This window comes from Nocardia sp. NPDC049737 (genome assembly GCF_040674755.1).
GTDB lineage: Bacteria > Actinomycetota > Actinomycetes > Mycobacteriales > Mycobacteriaceae > Nocardia.
Genome location: NZ_JBFANH010000033.1, coordinates 66,721 through 84,164, shown reverse-complemented (window position 1 = coordinate 84,164; position 17,444 = coordinate 66,721). Strand labels below are relative to the sequence as shown.

The window sequence follows — 17,444 nt, the reverse complement described above, 5'->3', positions numbered from 1 at the left end:
TGTCATGCTGATGCGCCGCGCCGGAGGTTCCGAACGAATCGGAAAGTGGGGCGGGAGGCTGTATTGAATCTGCGGTGCTCACCGGCCCTCCGTGGTTACGCGGGCTGCCGCCTACGGGCCTATCGCTCGCACCGCCGGGGATCAGCGGCTGCCGTACTCAACGTTGTTGAGTAGCGAAGAGGTGGAGTCGCTGCGCTCGATGTCGGGCCGCGTGTTCTGCTGAACTGCCATCGTGATGACGAACACCGCGATCGCGCCCAACACGGCGCCGGCGACCGCACTCGCAACACCAGGGACAGCAAACTTCATCGCGGCACTCCAATACATCGATGCAGGCACATTCTGGGCCAACCTAGCAGGGCCGCGCGCGATCACCTACGTTCAGGCCACCGATAGCGGAACCGAATAGCGGGGCGCGGGTCCTTCAGCTCGGGATGGCGCAGTGCAAACTGCCGAGCAATGTGCGCAACTTGGCGGTGGTCTCGTCCAATTCGGCGTGCGGATCCGAAGCCGCCACAATGCCACCGCCCGCGAAGGCGCGGATCGAACGCCCGTCGGCGGCGATTTCCGCGCTGCGAATCGCGACCACCCATTCACCGTCGCCGTACGCATCGCACCAGCCGACCGCGCCGCCGTAGAAGCCGCGTTCCTCTTCTATGTGCGCGATGGTGTCGAGGGCGAGATCGGTCGGCGTGCCACAGACCGCCGGGGTGGGGTGCAGTCGGATCGCCAGGTCGAGCGCGGTCGTCGCGGGATCGCGTAGGCGGCCGGTGATCGGGGTGGCGAGATGCCAGACCTCATGGGTATTGATCAGCCGCGGGCTGTCCGGAATGGTGAGTTCCGCGCAGACCGGCGCGAGCACCTCTCGGATCCAATCGATGACGAACGCATGCTCATCACGATTCTTGGTGCTGGCCAACAACTCTTGCGCCTGCGCGGCATCGGCGTCCGGATCGGCGAGGCGCGGCAGTGTCCCCGCTAGCGGATGCAACGTGACGGTCGCGCCGTGCCGTGCGACCAGCACCTCCGGCGTGGCGCCGACCAGCGTCGCACCCGGCCGATCCGCCGCCGTCAGGTCGACCGCGAAAACATTCGCATGCGGATGTCTGGTCAGCAGATGTCCCGCGACCAACTCCGGTTCCAACGCGCTAGCGGCCTCGGCCAGCACCGATCGAGCGGCCACGACCTTGCGCAACGGCTGCGCCGGATCGTTCAACTGCTCGACCAATTTCGTCACCCGCGCGACATGCTCTGCCGGACTCGGCATTTCGGCAATAACCCGAACGGCGGGCAAGTCCGGAAGTGCTGCGGGCCGCCATGACCCGACCGTGCGTTGCGCCTGCTCAGGAACGCACAGCGCGGCCGAATTCCGGGGATCGAACGGCAGGGCCCCCACGATCAGCTCGGCGGTCCCGTCCCGCAGCGCCGCCACCGCCCGCGCCGCCTCATCGAAGGCGACCCGGGTCCCGGACGCGCGGATCACCCCACCGGGCTGAGCGAGCAAGAAACCGTTCATGATTCCTCGACCATAACCCCGCAAACCCGGAGCAGAGCCACCTGAGCGACCCAAATCTCAGCGACGCGGTTCCTTACCAGGCGGCACCATCAGCACCGGGCGGTGGCAATGCTTGAGCACGGCGTCGGCGACGCTGCTGTGCATCAGCGCTCGAATACCGGTGGCGCCGCGCGTGCCTGCCACGATGATGTCGACGTCCAGGTCGTCGGCGGTTTCGACAATGGCGTTCCAGATCGTCGACGTGCATTCCGCCGTGCGCGCCTCGGCGTTCAGACCGGCGAGTTTGGCCAGGCGGACGCCCTCGATATTGGTATTGCGGGCATCGACATAGGCGACGTCCTCGATCTCCTCGTCGGGCACCCATTCCGGCTGCATCACACCGGAGAGTCCGGACAGCCGAGCGGCCTGACGCACCATCGGTTCCCAGGCGGTGAGCACCACCGCTCTGTTGGCCGCGAGAAACCGACCGGCGTATTCGATGGCCCGCTTGGCATTTTCGGACCCGTCATAGGCAATGAGCATGAGATCGCACGGCACGATGACCTCCAGTTGGGAGTCATTTGGCTACGCCACAAGATTACTCCGGACAACCTCGCCTCGCGGTATTGCCGCGCGCGGATAATTTGCTGTGGGAAAGGATTGCACAGAAAAATCGACTGGGCGACACGGACCAGGAGCGGATATGCCCGATGCGAACGAACTGGTGTTCTTCGGCAGGCACGAGATCGACCCGCGGACGCTGCTGTTCTATGAATGGCGGCAGCGGCTCGAATCGGGCTATCCGGTAGCCGAGTTCGAGTCCGAGGTGCGCGCATTGGTCGCCGCCGATCATGCGGAACCGGCCGAATGCTGGGCGGTTTTCGATCGACTCGAAAGCACCGAACACGATCCCGACTGGGGTTATGACGAATCCGAAACCGCGGCACCGCAGTCGGTAATGCGGCCGGTCGCGGCGATACCCGAGCTTTTCGAGCGGATCCACGGCGGCTGGCTCGGGCGCTGCGTCGGCTGCACGCTCGGTAAGCCGCTGGAAAACGGATTCGTCTGGACGCCCGCGCGAATCCGCGCCTATCTCGAGCGCACCGATGCCTATCCACTGACCGACTATGTGCCCGCATTATTGCCGCCGGCAGCGGAATATCCGTTGAATCCGACCTGGCCGGTATCGGCGAAGGGCCGAATCGACGGCGCACCGCGCGATGACGATGTCGATTACACCGTGCTGGGACTGCACCTATTGGAAACGTGCGGAACGAATTTCACGCAGTCCGATGTCGCGGACGCCTGGTTGGCACATCTGCCATTTCTGCAGACCTACACCGCGGAGCGGGTCGCTTACCGCAATCTGATCGCCGGTCGGAAACCGCCGCAGGTGGCCAGGTATCGGAATCCGTACCGTGAGTGGATAGGCGCGATGATCCGCGCGGATATCTACGGTTACGTCAACCCGGGTAATCCGGTACGTGCCGCTGAACTCGCCGCCCGCGATGCCGGACTTTCCCATACCGGCAACGGTGTGTACGCGGCGATGTGGGCGGCCGCATTGGTGGCCGCGGCTTTCACCGCCGACGGCATTTCGGATGCGCTCTCGGTTGCCCAACAATGCATTCCGGAACGTTCGAGGTTGCGCGTCGCGGTTGCCGAAGTGTTCGCGGACCATGGCAGCGGCATGCCATGGGAGCAGGCTCTCGAAGCCATCCATCGCCGCCACGACCACTACAACTGGGTGCACGCCATTCCGAACGCCTGCCTCGTCGCCGCTGGATTACTTTGGGGCGCAGGCGATTTCACCCGCACCATCGCGCTCACGGTACAGGGCGGTTGCGATACCGACTCCAACGGCGCGACCGCGGGTTCGGTCGCCGGAATCCGCGTCGGCGACCGTGGTATCCCGACCCATTGGACCGACCCGTTCCACGACAAACTGCACAGCGCGGTCTTCGGCCATGACGGCAGCCGGATCGGCGACCTGGCCCGCCGGACGCAGCGACTGGCCGCTAGCCGTACCTGAGTCGGACCAGCCGGAGCGCGCCGATTACCGTGGACTCTCATGCGGAAGACGCCTCTCGTCCTGCTCGCAATCCTGGCCGCCGTCGCGACGGCGTGCTCGAACGGTGACTCCGGCCCCGCGCCGTCGAAATCCGCGACTCCCGCCGCGGCGACCGGTTCCGCGGCTCCCGCCACCACCACCGCCAAAGGCGACTGCGGCGCCGACTACCTCGCGAAACTCACCCTGCGCGAGAAGCTGGGGCAGCTGCTGACCGTCGGTGTCACCGGTGCCGACGACGCCACGAATGTGGTGCGCAATTCGCAGGTCGGCGGTATTTTCGTCGGCGGCTGGACCGATAAATCGCTGCTGGCCGATGGCCTGATCAAACAGGTCAAAGCCGCCGCGAAGGTGCCGCTGATGGTGACCATCGATGAGGAGGGCGGCCGGGTCTCCCGGGTCAAGGATCTGATCGGTCCGGCCCCATCGGCCCGGGTGACCGCCCAGACCATGACCGCCGAGCAGTTCCACGACGCCACCGTGACCCGCGGCCGCGCGCTGAAGGATCTGGGCGTCACGGTGGACTTCGCGCCGGACGTCGATGTGAGCAGTCAGCCCGACGAGTCCGTCATCGGTGACCGGTCCTTCTCCGACGATCCCGCGGTGGTCACCGAATTCGCCGACGCCTACATCCGCGCCATGAACGAGGTCGGCGTCGGTACGGTGATGAAGCACTTTCCGGGCCACGGCTCCGGATCGGGCGATTCGCACACGGGTGCCGTCCGCACCCCGCCGTTGACGCAGCTGCAGAGTGTCGACCTCGTGCCGTTCCGCAATCTGGTCGACTCCGGTGCCGCCGCCATGGTCGGTCACCTCGACGTACCCGGTCTGACCACCGCCGATGTCCCTGCCAGCATCAGTCCGCAGGCCATGGCGTTGCTGCGCGATGGGACCGGCTACGGCGCGGCCCCGTTCCAGGGTCCGATCTTCACCGACGACCTCGGCGGCATGGCCGCGATCACCAGCCGGATGAGCATCGAGGACGCGGTCGAGGCGGCGCTGATCGCCGGGGCCGACAATGCCCTGTGGATCACCACCGATGCGGTGCCGCAGGTGCTGGACCGCCTCGAGCAGGCGGTATCGAGCGGACGCCTTTCGGCGGACCGGGTCGACGCGTCGGTGCTGCGGATGGCTCGATACAAGGGCGCGCTACCGTCCTGCTGAAACCCGGCTCTCGTATGTTGTACAGCTGCCTTATCGCCGGACAGCCGTAGTATTCCTCTGCTGGTCAGCTGAACAGCTGCGCCCGCGAATCCAAGGACATCGCGGTCCGCAGGATGGGAGCCGAGTGCCGATAGTTCGCCGAACTTACGAACGCGCAATCCGACCCGCCGAACTTACCTTGGAGTAATATAAGAGCTCAACCATGCGGTAGGAGAGTGATGGCGGGCGGAACGAAGCGACTTCCTCGGGCGGTTCGTGAGCAGCAGATGCTCGACGCCGCGGTCGAGGTGTTCTCGCGTAAAGGGTTCCACGACACCTCGATGGACGCGATCGCCGCCGAGGCGAAAATCTCCAAGCCGATGCTGTACCTCTACTACGGCTCCAAGGATGAATTGTTCCGCGCCTGCATCCAGCGCGAGGGACTGCGCTTCATCGAATCGGTAGCGCCTGCGGGCAATCCGCAACTTTCCCCGCACGAACAGGTCCGCACGGCCCTCGAGGGTTTCCTCGGATTCGTCGACAGCAACCGCAACTCCTGGCAGGTGCTCTACCGCCAGGCGATCGGCCAGCAAGCCTTCGCCTCGGAAATCGAAAACGCCCGCGAACGCGTCATCGAACTGACCGCCAAACTCCTCGAATCCAGCGCCAAGCACGCCGAACCCGGCACCAACTTCGACGTCGTCGCGGTGGCTGTCATCGGGGCGGGCGAGGCCATCGCCGACCGTGTGGCCAGCGGCCGCATCGAAGTCTCCGAGGCGGTCGACCTGCTGGACGATCTCGCCTGGCGCGGTCTCGCGGGGCGCAAGAAGGCGGAGTAACTCCCTGCCCCGGTGGCAGTGCACCTCTATTCGCAGTTGTACACCTTGTCCACGGGGTGATGCGGTCTGTGCGCATGTGTTGATCGCGGCTCGGCTTGCGGCGGCGTTAACGGACTGCCAGAGTGCGGGAGATCAAGAGAGTGGACCGGCGTAGTGGTCGGGGAACGGGGGCGGAATTGTTCGGGATATTGCGGCCGTGTTCGCAGGGGGCCGAGAAGTACGGCATCGATGCGAGCACGTGGCGCACACATATGTGTGGGCTGTGTCTGGGGCTGCGGGATGGGCACGGGCAGTTGGCGCGGGCGGCGACCAATACCGATGCGATCGTCCTGAGCGTGCTGACCGAGGCGCAGATGTCCGGCTCGATAGGGCGAACGACGGCGGGGCCGTGCGCACTTCGGGGGATGCGTCGCGCGGAGGTGGCGAGTGCGGATTCGCCGGGCGTACTGCTGGCCGCCACGGCGTCACTGTTATTGGGATCGGCCAAGATTCGCGATCACCTCGACGATGGTGACAGTTCGCTACTCACCCGGCGTCCGATGACGAAGGTATCGAGCCGCTGGGCTGACCACGCGCGCTCGCAGGCATCCCTGATCGGCCTCGATGTGGAACCGCTTGTCGCCGCGATAAATTCGCAGTCGCGGCTGGAAGCTCTCGCCTCGGTCGATGCCAACCGCTCCGCAGCGGACGCATTGCTCGATGAAGCGTCGGCCTCTCGCACAATCTCTCTCGATGATCTGACCGCGCCGACGCAGGTCTGCGGCGCGGAATTTTTCGCCCACACCGCGGTGCTGGCCGACCGCCCGGAAAACGTTGCCGCTTTGCGCGAGGCGGGCAGGCATTTCGGACGCATCGCGCATCTCGCCGATGCGGTCGAGGACTTCGACGACGACCGAACCCGCGGCCGCTTCAACCCGCTCGCGGCCACCGCGACCACCATGCCCGAAGCCTACGACCTACTGCGGCAATCGGATTCGAACCTGCGCGAGGCGGTCGCGGAGGCGAAACTGGACCAGGTCCCCACCATCCGCTGGATGCTGCTCGACCCGCTGCACGCCCTAGTGCGCAGAGTCGGCCGCGGCCTCGGCACAACCGCTCACGCCTGCAGTACATCTCGGCACACCGCGACAATGCAGTACCCGATGCCGCCGGGAACGGGATTCGATAGGCCGCCGCGTCGCCCCGGCATCGGCGAGGCGCTGGCATTGGTCCTCGGCGTCTACTGCACCGGCTACGCCTGCTGCGCCGACCACACCAACCCGTGCAGCGGCAAGCGCGAGGACGCCTGGATCAAGAACTGCGACTGCGGCGACTGCTGTGACTGCGGCAATTGCTGCGATGGCTGTAATTGCTGCGATTGTGACGGCTGTTGCTGCGACGGTTGCGGCTGCGACTGCTGAGTGAGTCCCACCACCAGCAGATGCTGCGCAGGTTCTGTCACGCCGCGCAGCGAATCGGGTGATTCACTGCGCGGGAGGCGAATTGGTACGCGGCAACCGAATCGGCCTGATGAGTCGGGGAGACAGCGAAGCCGCACCCCTATCCGGGGTGCGGCTTCGGTCGAGATCCGAAATCAGCGCAGGGTGGCCGTCAGATGCGGATACCCCTTCTTCGGGTTCAGCAGCGCCAGATCCCAACCACCGTCGACCTGGTCGGCATACACATTCACCGTGGACGGCAGCAGAATCGGCTTACCGAATTTGACTGCGTAGCTGGCCTTTTCGGGAATCCGCCCCTCGACATTCGAGAGGATATTCGCGGCCGACCACATGCCGTGCGCGATCGCCTTCGGGAAGCCGAATGCCTTGGCGCCCAATGCCGAGGTGTGGATCGGGTTGTGGTCACCGGAGGCAGCCGCATAACGGGTGATCGTCTTCTGGTCCACCCGAACAGTGCGCATCGGCGGCGGCGGAACCTCTTCCGGCTTCGGCTCACCCTTCGGTTCGCCCGAGAGCGAGGTGCGCTGTTGGTGCAGGAAGGTGGTGACCTGGCGCCACACCAATTCCCGGCCGACATTCACCTCGGTGACCGCATCCACCAGCAGCCCCTTCGGGTGCTCACGCAAATTCTCGATATGCGTGGTGAAGTCCAACGGCTCGCTAACCGAGATCTCGCGACCGCGCTCGATCAGATTCTGCGCGTGCACCGCACCCACCGCGACGAACGGAAAGTCGCGTGCCACAACCAGTTGCATCGCCAGCGGGAAACTGAGGATGAACGGGTAGGTCAGCGGCAGTGAGTCGCCGAACCGCAGTCCGGTCGCCCGGCAGTACGCGGCCAGGTGATCCGGATCCACGCGCAGGCCCGCCAACCGGACCACGCGGTCGGGCAGCGTCGATTTGCGCGCCGAGACCAGCGGCACCGGCACCGCACCGAGCGCGGCCTTTACGAAAAGGCTGCTGTTCTTGGGAGGTTCGGTGAGCGTGATGGTTTCGGTCATCATGCTCCGATCAGGCTCTGACCGCAGACCCGAACCACATTGCCGCTCACCGCATTCGACGCCGGGCTGGCGAAGTAGGCGATGGTCTCGGCGACGTCGATGGTCTGTCCGCCCTGCAGTAGCGAGCTCATCAGTCGACCGGCTTCACGGGTGGGCAGCGGAATGGCGGCGGTCATGGCGGTTTCGATGAATCCGGGTGCGACGGCGTTGATGGTGATGCCCTTTTCGGCCAACTTCGGCGCCTCTGCATTGACCATGCCGATGACACCGGCCTTGGACGCGCCGTAGTTGGTCTGGCCGCGGTTACCCGCGATGCCGGCGATGGAGGACACGTCGATCACGCGACCGCCCTCCTTCAGCGCGCCACGCGCCACCAGACCCGCGGTAATGCGGTGCGGTGCGGCGAGATTCACGTTGATGACCGAATTCCAACGGCCCTCGTCCATATTCGCGAGCAGCTTGTCGCGGGTGATACCGGCGTTGTGCACGACGATATCGATGCCGCCGAAGCGCTCGGTGGCGAATTCGGCCAACTTCTCGGCAGCGTCGGGTGCGGTCACGTCGAGCGCGAGCGCGGTGCCGCCGACCTTGTTGGCGGTGGCCGAAAGGGCCTCACCGGCGGCCGGGATATCGGCGACGATCACGGTCGCGCCGTCGCGGGCGAATACCTCGGCGATGGTCGCGCCGATACCGCGCGCTGCGCCGGTGACCACGGCGACCTTGCCGTCGAGCGGCTTGTCCCAGGCGGCCGGGGCGACCGCGTCGGCCTTGCCGACCCGGATGACCTGACCGTCGACGAAGGCCGACTTGGCCGAAAGTAGAAAGCGCAGTGTGGATTCCAGACCGGACGCGGTGGCGGAGGCCTCCGGGTGCAGGTAGACCAGCTGGGCGGTGGCGCCGCGCAGCAGTTCCTTGGCGACGCTGCGGGTGAAGCCCTCGAGTGCGCGCTGGGCGATCTGCTCGTCCACGCCCGCGGTCAGCTCGGGGGTGGTGCCGATGACGACGATGCGACCGGATGCCGCGACGCTGCGCATGGCCGGCTGGAAGAACTCGAACAGCTGCGAGAGATCCTCGACCGTGCCGATGCCGGTCGCGTCGAATACCAGCGCGCCGTACTTCTGACCCGAGGCGGGCGCGTCGGCGAAAGTGTAGTCCGAAAGCAGGGTACGCACCGGTTCGGCCACGCGGCCCTTGCCGCCGAGCAGCACCGGACCGGGCAGCGGCGGCTCGCCGGCCTGGTAGCGACGCAGGTTCTGCGGCTGCGGCAGGCCCAACTTGCTCGCCAGGAACTGGCCGGGAGCGGAGTGTACGAACGATCCGTAGAGGTTGGGAGCACCCTTGCTCTTGCTGGCTACCACTGTTTCTCCCTTTTCTGTCTCGTGAGTCGTGGTTTTCGGCACGCCGGTGGCTGCGTTGCCGAATGGTCTGCTCGCGTACTACATGCCCCGGCGCGAATTTACGCACACTTGCGGGGTACGGTCTCGACAACAAACTTACTCCAGAGTAAGTTTAAAGTAAACCAACCGCGACGGGGCGCCGATCTGCGCGGACACGTCCGTGTCGAACGGCCCACCGGGCACCCGACGAGACCTTGGAGACTCGAGTGACAACCAAAGCCCGTTCAGCGAAGAGCACGGCAAAGAAGGGCCCACGCCCGGTTGCGATCGTGGGCGGTAACCGGATTCCGTTCGCCCGCTCCGATAAGGCCTATGCCCACGCCTCCAACCAGGACATGTTCACCGCCGCACTGGATGGTCTGGTGAGCCGGTTCGGGCTGCAGGGCGAACGTCTCGGCATGGTCGTCGGTGGCGCGGTGCTCAAGCGCGTCGGCGAGCACGGCATGGTCCGCGAGAGCGTGCTCGGCAGCAAGCTCAGCCCCTACACCCCGGCCCACGACCTGCAATTGGCCTGCGGCACCGGCCTGCAGGCGATCGTCACCGTGGGTGACGCGATCGCCGCCGGTCGCATCGATGCGGGTGTCGGCGGTGGTACCGACACCACCAGCGATGCTCCGATCGGGGTCAGCGAGTCCATGCGCGAGTGGATGCTCGACGCCAACCGCGCCAAGAACAATAAGGACCGTCTCAAGCTGGTCGGTCAGCTGCGTCCGGCCATGCTCGGCATCGAAATCCCGCGCAATGCCGAACCGCGCACCGGTCTGTCCATGGGGGAGCACGCCGCCATTACCGCCAAGGAATTCGGCATCGCGCGCGCGGCCCAGGACGAACTGGCCTACCTGTCGCACAAGAATATGGCCGCCGCCTACGACCGCGGTTTCTTCGACGATCTGATCACTCCGTTCCTCGGCCTGACCCGCGACGACAATTTGCGTCCCGGTTCGACCATCGAGAAGTTGGCCACCCTGAAGCCGGTCTTCGGCACCAAATTGGGCGATGCCACCATGACCGCCGGTAACTCCACCCCGCTCACCGACGGCGCCTCCGCGGTGCTGCTGTCCAGCGAGGAATGGGCCACCGAGCGCAACCTGCCGGTGCTCGCGCATCTGGTCGATTCCGAGGTCGCCGCGGTCGATTACATCCACGGCCCCGACGGCCTGTTGATGGCGCCCACCTACGCGGTGCCGCGTCTGCTGGCCCGAAATGGCCTGACCCTGCAGGACTTCGACTATTACGAGATCCACGAGGCCTTCGCCTCGGTGGTGCTGGCCACCCTGCAGGCGTGGGAGTCGGATCAGTACTGCAAGGAGCGTCTGGGGCTGGACGGCGCGCTCGGTTCGATCGATCGCAGCAAGCTGAACGTCAACGGTTCCTCGCTCGCCGCGGGGCATCCGTTCGCCGCGACCGGCGGCCGCATCGTCGCATCCACCGCGAAGATGTTGGCGGAGAAGGGATCCGGCCGCGCGTTGATCTCCATCTGTGCCGCGGGCGGCCAGGGCGTCGTCGCGATCCTGGAGCGCTAGACAGCCGACAGGAGGTGGCGTCCGACTCGGCCGACGCCGCCTCCTGTTTGTGGCCGCACTTGCGAGTTCTATTCGACACCAACGGATTTCGCGGCGATATTTGCGAACTCCGGTATCCGCTCGGCTGACCGGGTAGGTTCCGTTCGGAACCGTTGTCCGAGACCGCTACGGGTGCAGGAGCGATGGATGCCGACCGCGAGGACCCTGGCCGAAGCGCAGACCTACTTGGGCCTGCTCGCCGCAGCCGATGAGACAGCCGATGCGAGCCCGCCCCAGACTTCGCTCACCGAAGGTGAGCACGCATGGACGGTGCACTCGACGTTCGGTGATATCGAGGTCCCGTACGACTCCGAGGCGGCGTGCCGGCGTCTCGGCGTGTGGTTCGGTCTCGGCGTCTCCCCGCTGGTCGACGCCGGGCAGTGGATCATGATCGCGGGCACCTACGCTCGCCGTGCGCTCGACGCGGACCTGGTCTACCAGGGCAGACCCGAACAGGACCGCAATACCGTCGAGCTGAACTGGCAGTTCGCCGCCGAGGCGATCGGCGAGGCGATCAAATTCCTGCCGGAGGGTGCGGACCGCCTCCCGGCTGCCGCATTCTGGTCCGAACTGGGTGAACAGCTACGGCGCGACGAGCCCGAGCAGATCACGCGTGCCAAGCTCGCCGACGACCTGGAGTACTACACCGGCACACTCGAGGACTTCCGCGCGCTCTACGGCGAGGCCCCCTGAGGACTCACTCGCGGGCGAGTGCCGCACGATCCTCGACGAGTCCGCGAGTGATCTCCGCGAGCCGTTGCGCCGGAACCTCCACGGCGCCTTCGGCATTGATGACGACCACGGTCGGATAGATGCCGCGGGTGAGATCCGGGCCACCGGTGGCGGTGTCGTCCTCGGCGGCATCGAAGAGCGATTCGACGGTGATGCGTAGCGCCTGGCCCTCATCGATGCCGCGGCTGTAGGTTTTCTTCAGCGAGGACTTCGCGAACAGCGAACCGGAACCGACCGCGGTGTAGCCGAAGCGCTCCTCACTGCGACCGCCGACGACATCGTAGGAGAAGATCCGCCCGACCTTCTCCGGATCGGTGGCGCTCAGGTCGTAGCCGACAAGTACCGGGACCACCGCCATATCCTGTAGCGCGGCAGGCAGATTGTCGCGCACCATCTTCGATAGCTTGTTGGCCTTGCCCTCGAAGGTCAGCCCGACGCCTTCGATCTTCTCGTAGTGTTCGAGCTCGACCGCGAACAACCGGATCATCTCGATCGCCATGCCGACGGTGCCCGCGAAACCCGCCGCCGAATAGGTATCGGTAATGAACACCTTCTCCATATCCCGGCTGGCCAGCAGATTTCCCATGGTGCCGCGCCGGTCACCGGCGAGCAGCACCCCGCCGCGGTAGGCGACGGCCACGATCGTGGTGCCGTGCGGCGCGATGTCCTGCCCGCGCACTGTGGCATCGCCGAAATCGCTGCCGGGCAGGAGTTCTGGGGCATATCGGCGCAGGTTCTCGGAGAAGGAAGACGTCGCGTACTCCATATCTCCCACCGTAACGACTCCCGCACCCGGCGTCAGCGCACCAGCCTTCCGCGGGCGGCGGCGAATCGGACCGGGCCGGGCGCGAGCTGCCCGAACATGTACTGTGCGCGAACCTGCGAAGTCACCGGGACGATCTCCTTGTTCTTACGAACGGAACGCACGATCTGCTCGGCCCCTTGTCCTGGCCATAACCCCGCAGGCGGTACAGCGCTTGTCGTAGAGCTGCCGCCCGCGTTCCTCCTCGGCGCCGAAACTACGGCGAGTTTCGATAGTCCTACTTCTCGGGCAGCTCGATGTGACCGCCGAAGGCCTTGCGCATGGCCGAGAGCATCTTGTCCGCGTAGAGCGCCTCGCCACGTGAGGAGAACCGAGCGAACAGTGCTGCCGCGAGCACCGGCGCGGGGACGCCGGTATCGATCGCGGCGTCGAGGGTCCAGCGGCCCTCACCGGAATCCGAGACCCGGCCGTCGAAGGATGCCAGGGTCGGATCGGCGTAGAGCTCGCTCGCGGTGAGGTCCAGCAACCATGAGGCGACCACCGAACCGCGCCGCCACACCTCGGTCACCTCGGGTACGTCGATGTCGTATCGGTACCACTCCGGATGTTCGAGCGGCGTCTCCTCGGCGGAGGCCACAGGATCGTGTGTCGCGCCGATATCAGCCTTGTGCAGGATGTTCAGGCCTTCGGCGTAGGCGGCCATCGCGCCGTATTCGATGCCGTTGTGCACCATCTTCACGAAATGACCCGCACCGGCCGGTCCGCAGTGCAGATAGCCCTGTTCGGCGGGCGACGGCTCGCCCGTGCGGCCCGGCGTCCGCTCGGCCGCCTCGACCCCGGGTGCGATGGATTTCAGCAGCGGATCCAGATGCGCCACCGGCTCCGGCTCGCCGCCGATCATCAGGCAGAAGCCGCGGTCCAGTCCGAATACGCCGCCCGAGGTGCCGATGTCCACATAGTGGATACCCTGGGGCTTCAGTGCTGCGGCGCGCGCGATGTCGTCGTGGTAGCGGCTGTTGCCGCCGTCGATGATGATGTCGCCGGGCTCGAGCAGCTCGGCGACCTGGTCGATCACCTGGCCCGTCACCGCTGCCGGGATCATCACCCAGACCACGCGCGGGGTCTCCAGCCTGGACACGAAGTCCTTCAGATCGGTGCAGCCCTGGAAGCCATCGCTGCCCAATTCGGCGACGAGCGTGTCGATGGTCTTGGGTCTGCGTTCGTAGCCGACCACGGTATGCCCGTCCTTGACGATCCGGCGCACGATATTGCCGCCCATCCGACCTAGGCCGATCATTCCCAGCTGCATTCCATCCATCTCCTCGTCGCGTGTGGGGCAGGAGTTCAACTCGATTGTCTCGCGCATGTGTAACGCGCGGTGGGTCGCAGCGATAAACGGGTTGGCTCCGCGTAGTTGCCAGACCCCCGACCCGGCAACTACGCGGGGCCCTTCCATGTGTGGCGCGGACCGTTGCACGAGATTTGCTGGTGAACCGTGCTGTGCTGACGATGTCGGCGCGGGCGATTATCGTGGGCGGGGCTCGCACCGTGCGAGCTCCTGACAATCGAGCGGGGAGGACGGTTCGTGACGAGCGAATCGAGTACCGGGCGGCACGACCGACACGAAGGCGGCCAGGTCGGACTACGACAGCTCCTCGACTCGGCTCGATCCGCCACACCACAGCAGCCCCCGCCGCCGCGCACCGTTGCGCAGCCGTCTCCGGACGCGGATCAGCGGCCGCCGCAACCACCCAGACCGCGGTCGGCGCAGCCGCACCAGGCAGCCGCGCAGCATGAGTCAGCGGTACCGGCGCACTCGCCGCAGACTGCGTCGGGACATCAAGCATCGTCGGGACATCAGGCATCGGAGTGGGCCGGGGACTCCATGCCGACCGAGCCGCTGCGGACAAGCCGACGGCCCAAAGCGACCGAGCCCACCGGTGGCCAGCGGCGTCGTGCACCCGAACAGCCGTCCAGACCGAGCGGGCTGAGATCGCCCATCGCCAAACGCATCGGCATCGGCGTCGGCGCACTGATTGCGGTGTGCGGACTGGCTTACGTTGCGGACCTTGTACTTTCGTCGGGTCACGTACCACGCGGCGTCGTGATGGCCGGTATCGATATCGGCGGCAAGGACACCGCCGACGCGGCTGCCCAGCTGCACACCGCGGTGGATCCGCGCGTCGACCAGGAACTGCCACTGCAGATCGGCGACGTGCAGACCAGGCTCACTCCCAAAACCGCTGGCCTGGCGGTGGATTGGGATACCACCTGGACCCGCGTCGGCGGCCAACCGCTCAATCCGATAACCCGACTGACTTCGCTGTTCGTCACGCATACGGTGCCGGTCGCGAGCACCGTCGACGACAATGCACTCGATGCCCAGCTCACCGCCCTGCGCGTGCACGACCGCGCGACGGTAGAGGGCACCATCGCCTTCGACGGCGCCCGCCCGGTCGCCGTGCCACCGGTCCCCGGCCGCATCCTCGATGTTCCGGTCGCGCGCACCGCGCTCATCGAAAACTGGTATCTCGGTGCGCTGCTCGATCTTCCGGAGACGGCCGCGCCCATTGCCGTGCGCGCGCAGGCGGTCGAGCAGGCCTTGCACACTATTGCCGAGCCGGCGGTGAGTGCGCCGATTGTGTTCGCTGGCAAGAACAATGCGACCGGCAAGCTCGAGCCGGAGCAGATCGCGTCCATACTGTCGTTCGCCCCCGATGGTCAGGGTGGTCTGGCCGCGACCTTCAAACAAGATGTCGCTCTCGGGGTGCTGGGTCCGCAACTCGCGCCGTCCGAGGTCGAGGCCAAGGATGCGACCTTCGCCGTGACCGGGTCGACCGCGTCGGTGGTTCCGGCCGTGATCGGCGACAAGATCAATTGGGCCAAGACGTTCGAGCAGTTGCCGAATCTCATCGTCGCACCGCAGGAGCGCACCGCCCAGGCCGTCTACGAGAAGGTGGATCCCAAGCTCACCACCGAGGCCGCCAATGCACTCGGCGTCACCGAGGTGATGGGCCAATTCACCACAAGCGGCTTCAGCGGACCGTCCGGTGTGAATATCCGCGTGGTCGCCAAGAAGGTGAACGGCGCCATCGTCAAACCGGGAGAAACCTTCTCGCTCAACGACTTCACCGGACCACGTGGCATTGCCGAGGGCTACGTCGAATCCGGCATCATCGACCACGGCCGTCCGAGCACCGCGGTCGGCGGCGGTATCAGCCAGTTCGCGACCACCCTCTACAACGCCGCCTATTTCGCGGGTATGGAGGATGCCGGTCACACCGAGCACAGCTACTACATTTCCCGCTATCCGGCGGCACGCGAGGCCACCGTCTTCGACGGCGCCATCGACCTCAAATTCCGCAATAACAGCCAATCCGGTGTCTACATCGAAACATCGACCACCGACTCGGAGGTCACGGTCCGCCTCTGGGGCACCAAGACCGTCAATGTCGAATCCATCACCGGCGAGAAGACCAAGCCGACCGAGCCGACCGAGGTCAAACTCCCCAAGGGCAAGGACTGCATCGCCACTGAAGGCGCACCGGGGTTCACAATCTCCGATACGCGAGTCATCACCGATCGCAAAACCGGTCGGCAGATCTCACGCACCACGCGGACGGTGAAGTACGACCCGGTACCGGTCGTGAAGTGCGAGTAGGCAACTCCTACAGCGGGGTTCGCATCAGCAGCACGTTGTACTGGTTCCATACCGACAGCAAGAAGTACAGGTCACCGCCGGTCTGATACGGGAAGATCATCGGCGCGTAGGCGCTCGGCAGCGCGGTGCCGTCGACGAGCACCTCCGACTCGCTCCACGGTCCCTCCGGCGCCGATGCGGTGCGCAGCACCACCGAGTTCTTGGAATCCGTGGTGAGCATGATGAATTTGCCGAGATGCTCGTTCCACATGACCGACAGCTCGCTGACATCGCCGACGATCGGTGTGGCGTCCTTGGCCTCGGGCTTCCACTCCTTGCCGTCCCAGTACTCGTAGCGATCGAGATCTGCGATATCGGATTCCTGTGCCCGCGAGACGAATCCGGGATTCAGCCGACCGGCCGGGGTGCCGTAGCGATAGACGTAACCGGCATCTTTCAGGAAGGCGTTCTGCTGAAAGTTCTGATGCCCGTCCACATTCGCACGCCGGGTCGTGGTCAGCGGGGCCCAGGTCTGCCCGCCGTCACCGGAAGCGGCGAGGGTGGAGAAGTTGGTCGTCCACTTGCCGTGCTCACCCCATTCGCGCACCGACATCAGGCTCATGTACTGCACGCCGCCGACCGAAATGCCCGCTGTCGGAATGAGACTGATCTCGATACCCGGAATCTTCGGGCTGGGCAGCGGATTGGTCACGGCGCCCTCGAAGGAGATCCCGTGCGACGGATCCTTGGTCGAGCTGTGGAAAAGCATCTGGCTGCTCCAGGCGAAAACGCTGCCGACCAGCAGGTTGGGGAAGCCGAGGCCCGCGCTGTCACCGAAGGCGGTAATCATCCCGCCGTTGCCGTCGTCCCACATGACGCCGAGGTCGGTGCCGAGCACATTGACGTTCTGGGTGCGATTGGGGCTGTCCATACCGGTCATCTGGAAGACCGCTTGGGTCAATCCGGGTAAGTGCGGCAGGCCGCGTGGCTGTCCGTTGATGCCGGGAATAGGGTTGATGCCGGGGATCGGAAGCACGAAATTCGAATCCGCCGCGGCCGGTCCGGCCAGCGCGACCGAGAGTGCGGCGGCGAGTGCACCGGCTCTGGTGAGTGCGGACAGCGATCGGTTCATCCGGACGATCCCTTCTTGCGCGCGGTCTGCCCGGTCATTGTGCCCCGTTTCGTGACCTATGTCCGGTTGCTGCATGCTGGAGAGCGACATGTGACGACCGCTACACTGAAGATCACCAGGAGACGGGGGCTTCGGCAGGCGCTGGCCTGTCACCGCTTGCTTAATGGTTGCTCGAAATGGCACAGCTGTTCGGTACATCCAGCAGGATTTCGTGAACGCTAGGCGGTGGCTCC

Annotated in this window: 15 protein-coding genes; 7 read left to right on the top strand and 8 right to left on the bottom strand. The window is 65.7% G+C overall.

What is annotated here, in order from left to right; all coding sequences use genetic code 11:
- Window positions 1–141: 141 nt before the first annotated feature.
- The 3 genes from AB0J47_RS34610 to AB0J47_RS34600 all read right to left on the bottom strand — a co-directional run bounded on the left by AB0J47_RS34610 (window position 142) and on the right by AB0J47_RS34600 (window position 2,053).
- Window positions 142–309, bottom strand: a complete 168-nt coding sequence (locus tag AB0J47_RS34610) for a DUF2613 domain-containing protein (RefSeq protein WP_364356109.1) — start codon at window positions 307–309, stop codon at window positions 142–144.
- A 115-nt stretch (window positions 310–424) separates the two neighbouring features.
- Window positions 425–1,516, bottom strand: coding sequence for an isochorismate synthase (locus tag AB0J47_RS34605; RefSeq protein WP_364356058.1), 1,092 nt, complete (start codon window positions 1,514–1,516; stop codon window positions 425–427).
- 57 nt (window positions 1,517–1,573) lie between these two features.
- Entirely contained in the window at window positions 1,574–2,053 is a 480-nt protein-coding gene (locus AB0J47_RS34600) for a universal stress protein (protein ID WP_063046417.1), read from the bottom strand.
- 145 nt (window positions 2,054–2,198) lie between these two features.
- Here AB0J47_RS34600 and AB0J47_RS34595 point away from each other — a divergent pair, with 145 nt between their 5' ends.
- The 4 genes from AB0J47_RS34595 (at window position 2,199) to AB0J47_RS34580 (ending at window position 6,945) form a co-directional block, all read left to right on the top strand.
- Window positions 2,199–3,527 carry an ADP-ribosylglycohydrolase family protein gene (locus AB0J47_RS34595; protein WP_364356055.1) on the top strand — a complete coding sequence of 443 codons (1,329 nt, stop codon included), beginning with the start codon at window positions 2,199–2,201 and terminating at the stop codon, window positions 3,525–3,527.
- Window positions 3,528–3,566: 39 nt separating this feature from the next.
- Window positions 3,567–4,727, top strand: a complete 1,161-nt coding sequence (locus AB0J47_RS34590; RefSeq protein WP_364356052.1) for a glycoside hydrolase family 3 N-terminal domain-containing protein — start codon at window positions 3,567–3,569, stop codon at window positions 4,725–4,727.
- A 218-nt stretch (window positions 4,728–4,945) separates the two neighbouring features.
- Complete coding sequence (locus tag AB0J47_RS34585; RefSeq protein ID WP_364356049.1) at window positions 4,946–5,545, top strand: TetR/AcrR family transcriptional regulator; 600 nt, start codon at window positions 4,946–4,948, stop codon at window positions 5,543–5,545.
- 122 nt (window positions 5,546–5,667) lie between these two features.
- Entirely contained in the window at window positions 5,668–6,945 is a 1,278-nt protein-coding gene (locus AB0J47_RS34580; RefSeq protein ID WP_364356046.1) for a DUF5685 family protein, read from the top strand.
- Between the two features lie 173 nt (window positions 6,946–7,118).
- Here the strand turns inward: AB0J47_RS34580 and AB0J47_RS34575 are convergent, their stop codons facing one another.
- Entirely contained in the window at window positions 7,119–7,985 is an 867-nt protein-coding gene (locus AB0J47_RS34575) for a MaoC/PaaZ C-terminal domain-containing protein (protein ID WP_364356043.1), read from the bottom strand.
- Window positions 7,985–9,343 carry a 3-oxoacyl-ACP reductase gene (locus AB0J47_RS34570; RefSeq protein WP_364356040.1) on the bottom strand — a complete coding sequence of 453 codons (1,359 nt, stop codon included), beginning with the start codon at window positions 9,341–9,343 and terminating at the stop codon, window positions 7,985–7,987. The genes AB0J47_RS34575 and AB0J47_RS34570 overlap by 1 nt, the downstream gene beginning before the upstream one ends.
- A gap of 245 nt (window positions 9,344–9,588) precedes the next feature.
- Here AB0J47_RS34570 and AB0J47_RS34565 point away from each other — a divergent pair, with 245 nt between their 5' ends.
- A complete protein-coding gene (locus tag AB0J47_RS34565; RefSeq protein WP_364356037.1) occupies window positions 9,589–10,905 on the top strand; it encodes an acetyl-CoA C-acetyltransferase in 1,317 nt (438 codons plus the stop codon).
- 186 nt (window positions 10,906–11,091) lie between these two features.
- Window positions 11,092–11,637 (top strand): hypothetical protein, encoded by a 546-nt coding sequence (locus AB0J47_RS34560; RefSeq protein ID WP_327095059.1) that lies wholly within the window; start codon window positions 11,092–11,094, stop codon window positions 11,635–11,637.
- A gap of 4 nt (window positions 11,638–11,641) precedes the next feature.
- On the opposite strand, the gene prcB is transcribed toward AB0J47_RS34560, so the two are convergent.
- Together prcB and gnd are read right to left on the bottom strand one after the other, a co-directional pair.
- Entirely contained in the window at window positions 11,642–12,442 is an 801-nt protein-coding gene (prcB, locus tag AB0J47_RS34555; RefSeq protein ID WP_364356033.1) for a proteasome subunit beta, read from the bottom strand.
- Between the two features lie 274 nt (window positions 12,443–12,716).
- Window positions 12,717–13,748: a phosphogluconate dehydrogenase (NAD(+)-dependent, decarboxylating) gene (gene gnd / locus AB0J47_RS34550; protein ID WP_364356030.1), complete on the bottom strand. Its 1,032-nt coding sequence runs from the start codon at window positions 13,746–13,748 to the stop codon at window positions 12,717–12,719.
- A gap of 576 nt (window positions 13,749–14,324) precedes the next feature.
- Here gnd and AB0J47_RS34545 point away from each other — a divergent pair.
- Window positions 14,325–16,100, top strand: a complete 1,776-nt coding sequence (locus tag AB0J47_RS34545) for a VanW family protein (RefSeq protein ID WP_364356027.1) — start codon at window positions 14,325–14,327, stop codon at window positions 16,098–16,100.
- A 7-nt stretch (window positions 16,101–16,107) separates the two neighbouring features.
- Here AB0J47_RS34545 and AB0J47_RS34540 read toward each other — a convergent pair whose 3' ends face one another.
- Window positions 16,108–17,211 (bottom strand): DUF4185 domain-containing protein, encoded by a 1,104-nt coding sequence (locus AB0J47_RS34540; protein WP_364356024.1) that lies wholly within the window; start codon window positions 17,209–17,211, stop codon window positions 16,108–16,110.
- Window positions 17,212–17,444: the final 233 nt, after the last annotated feature.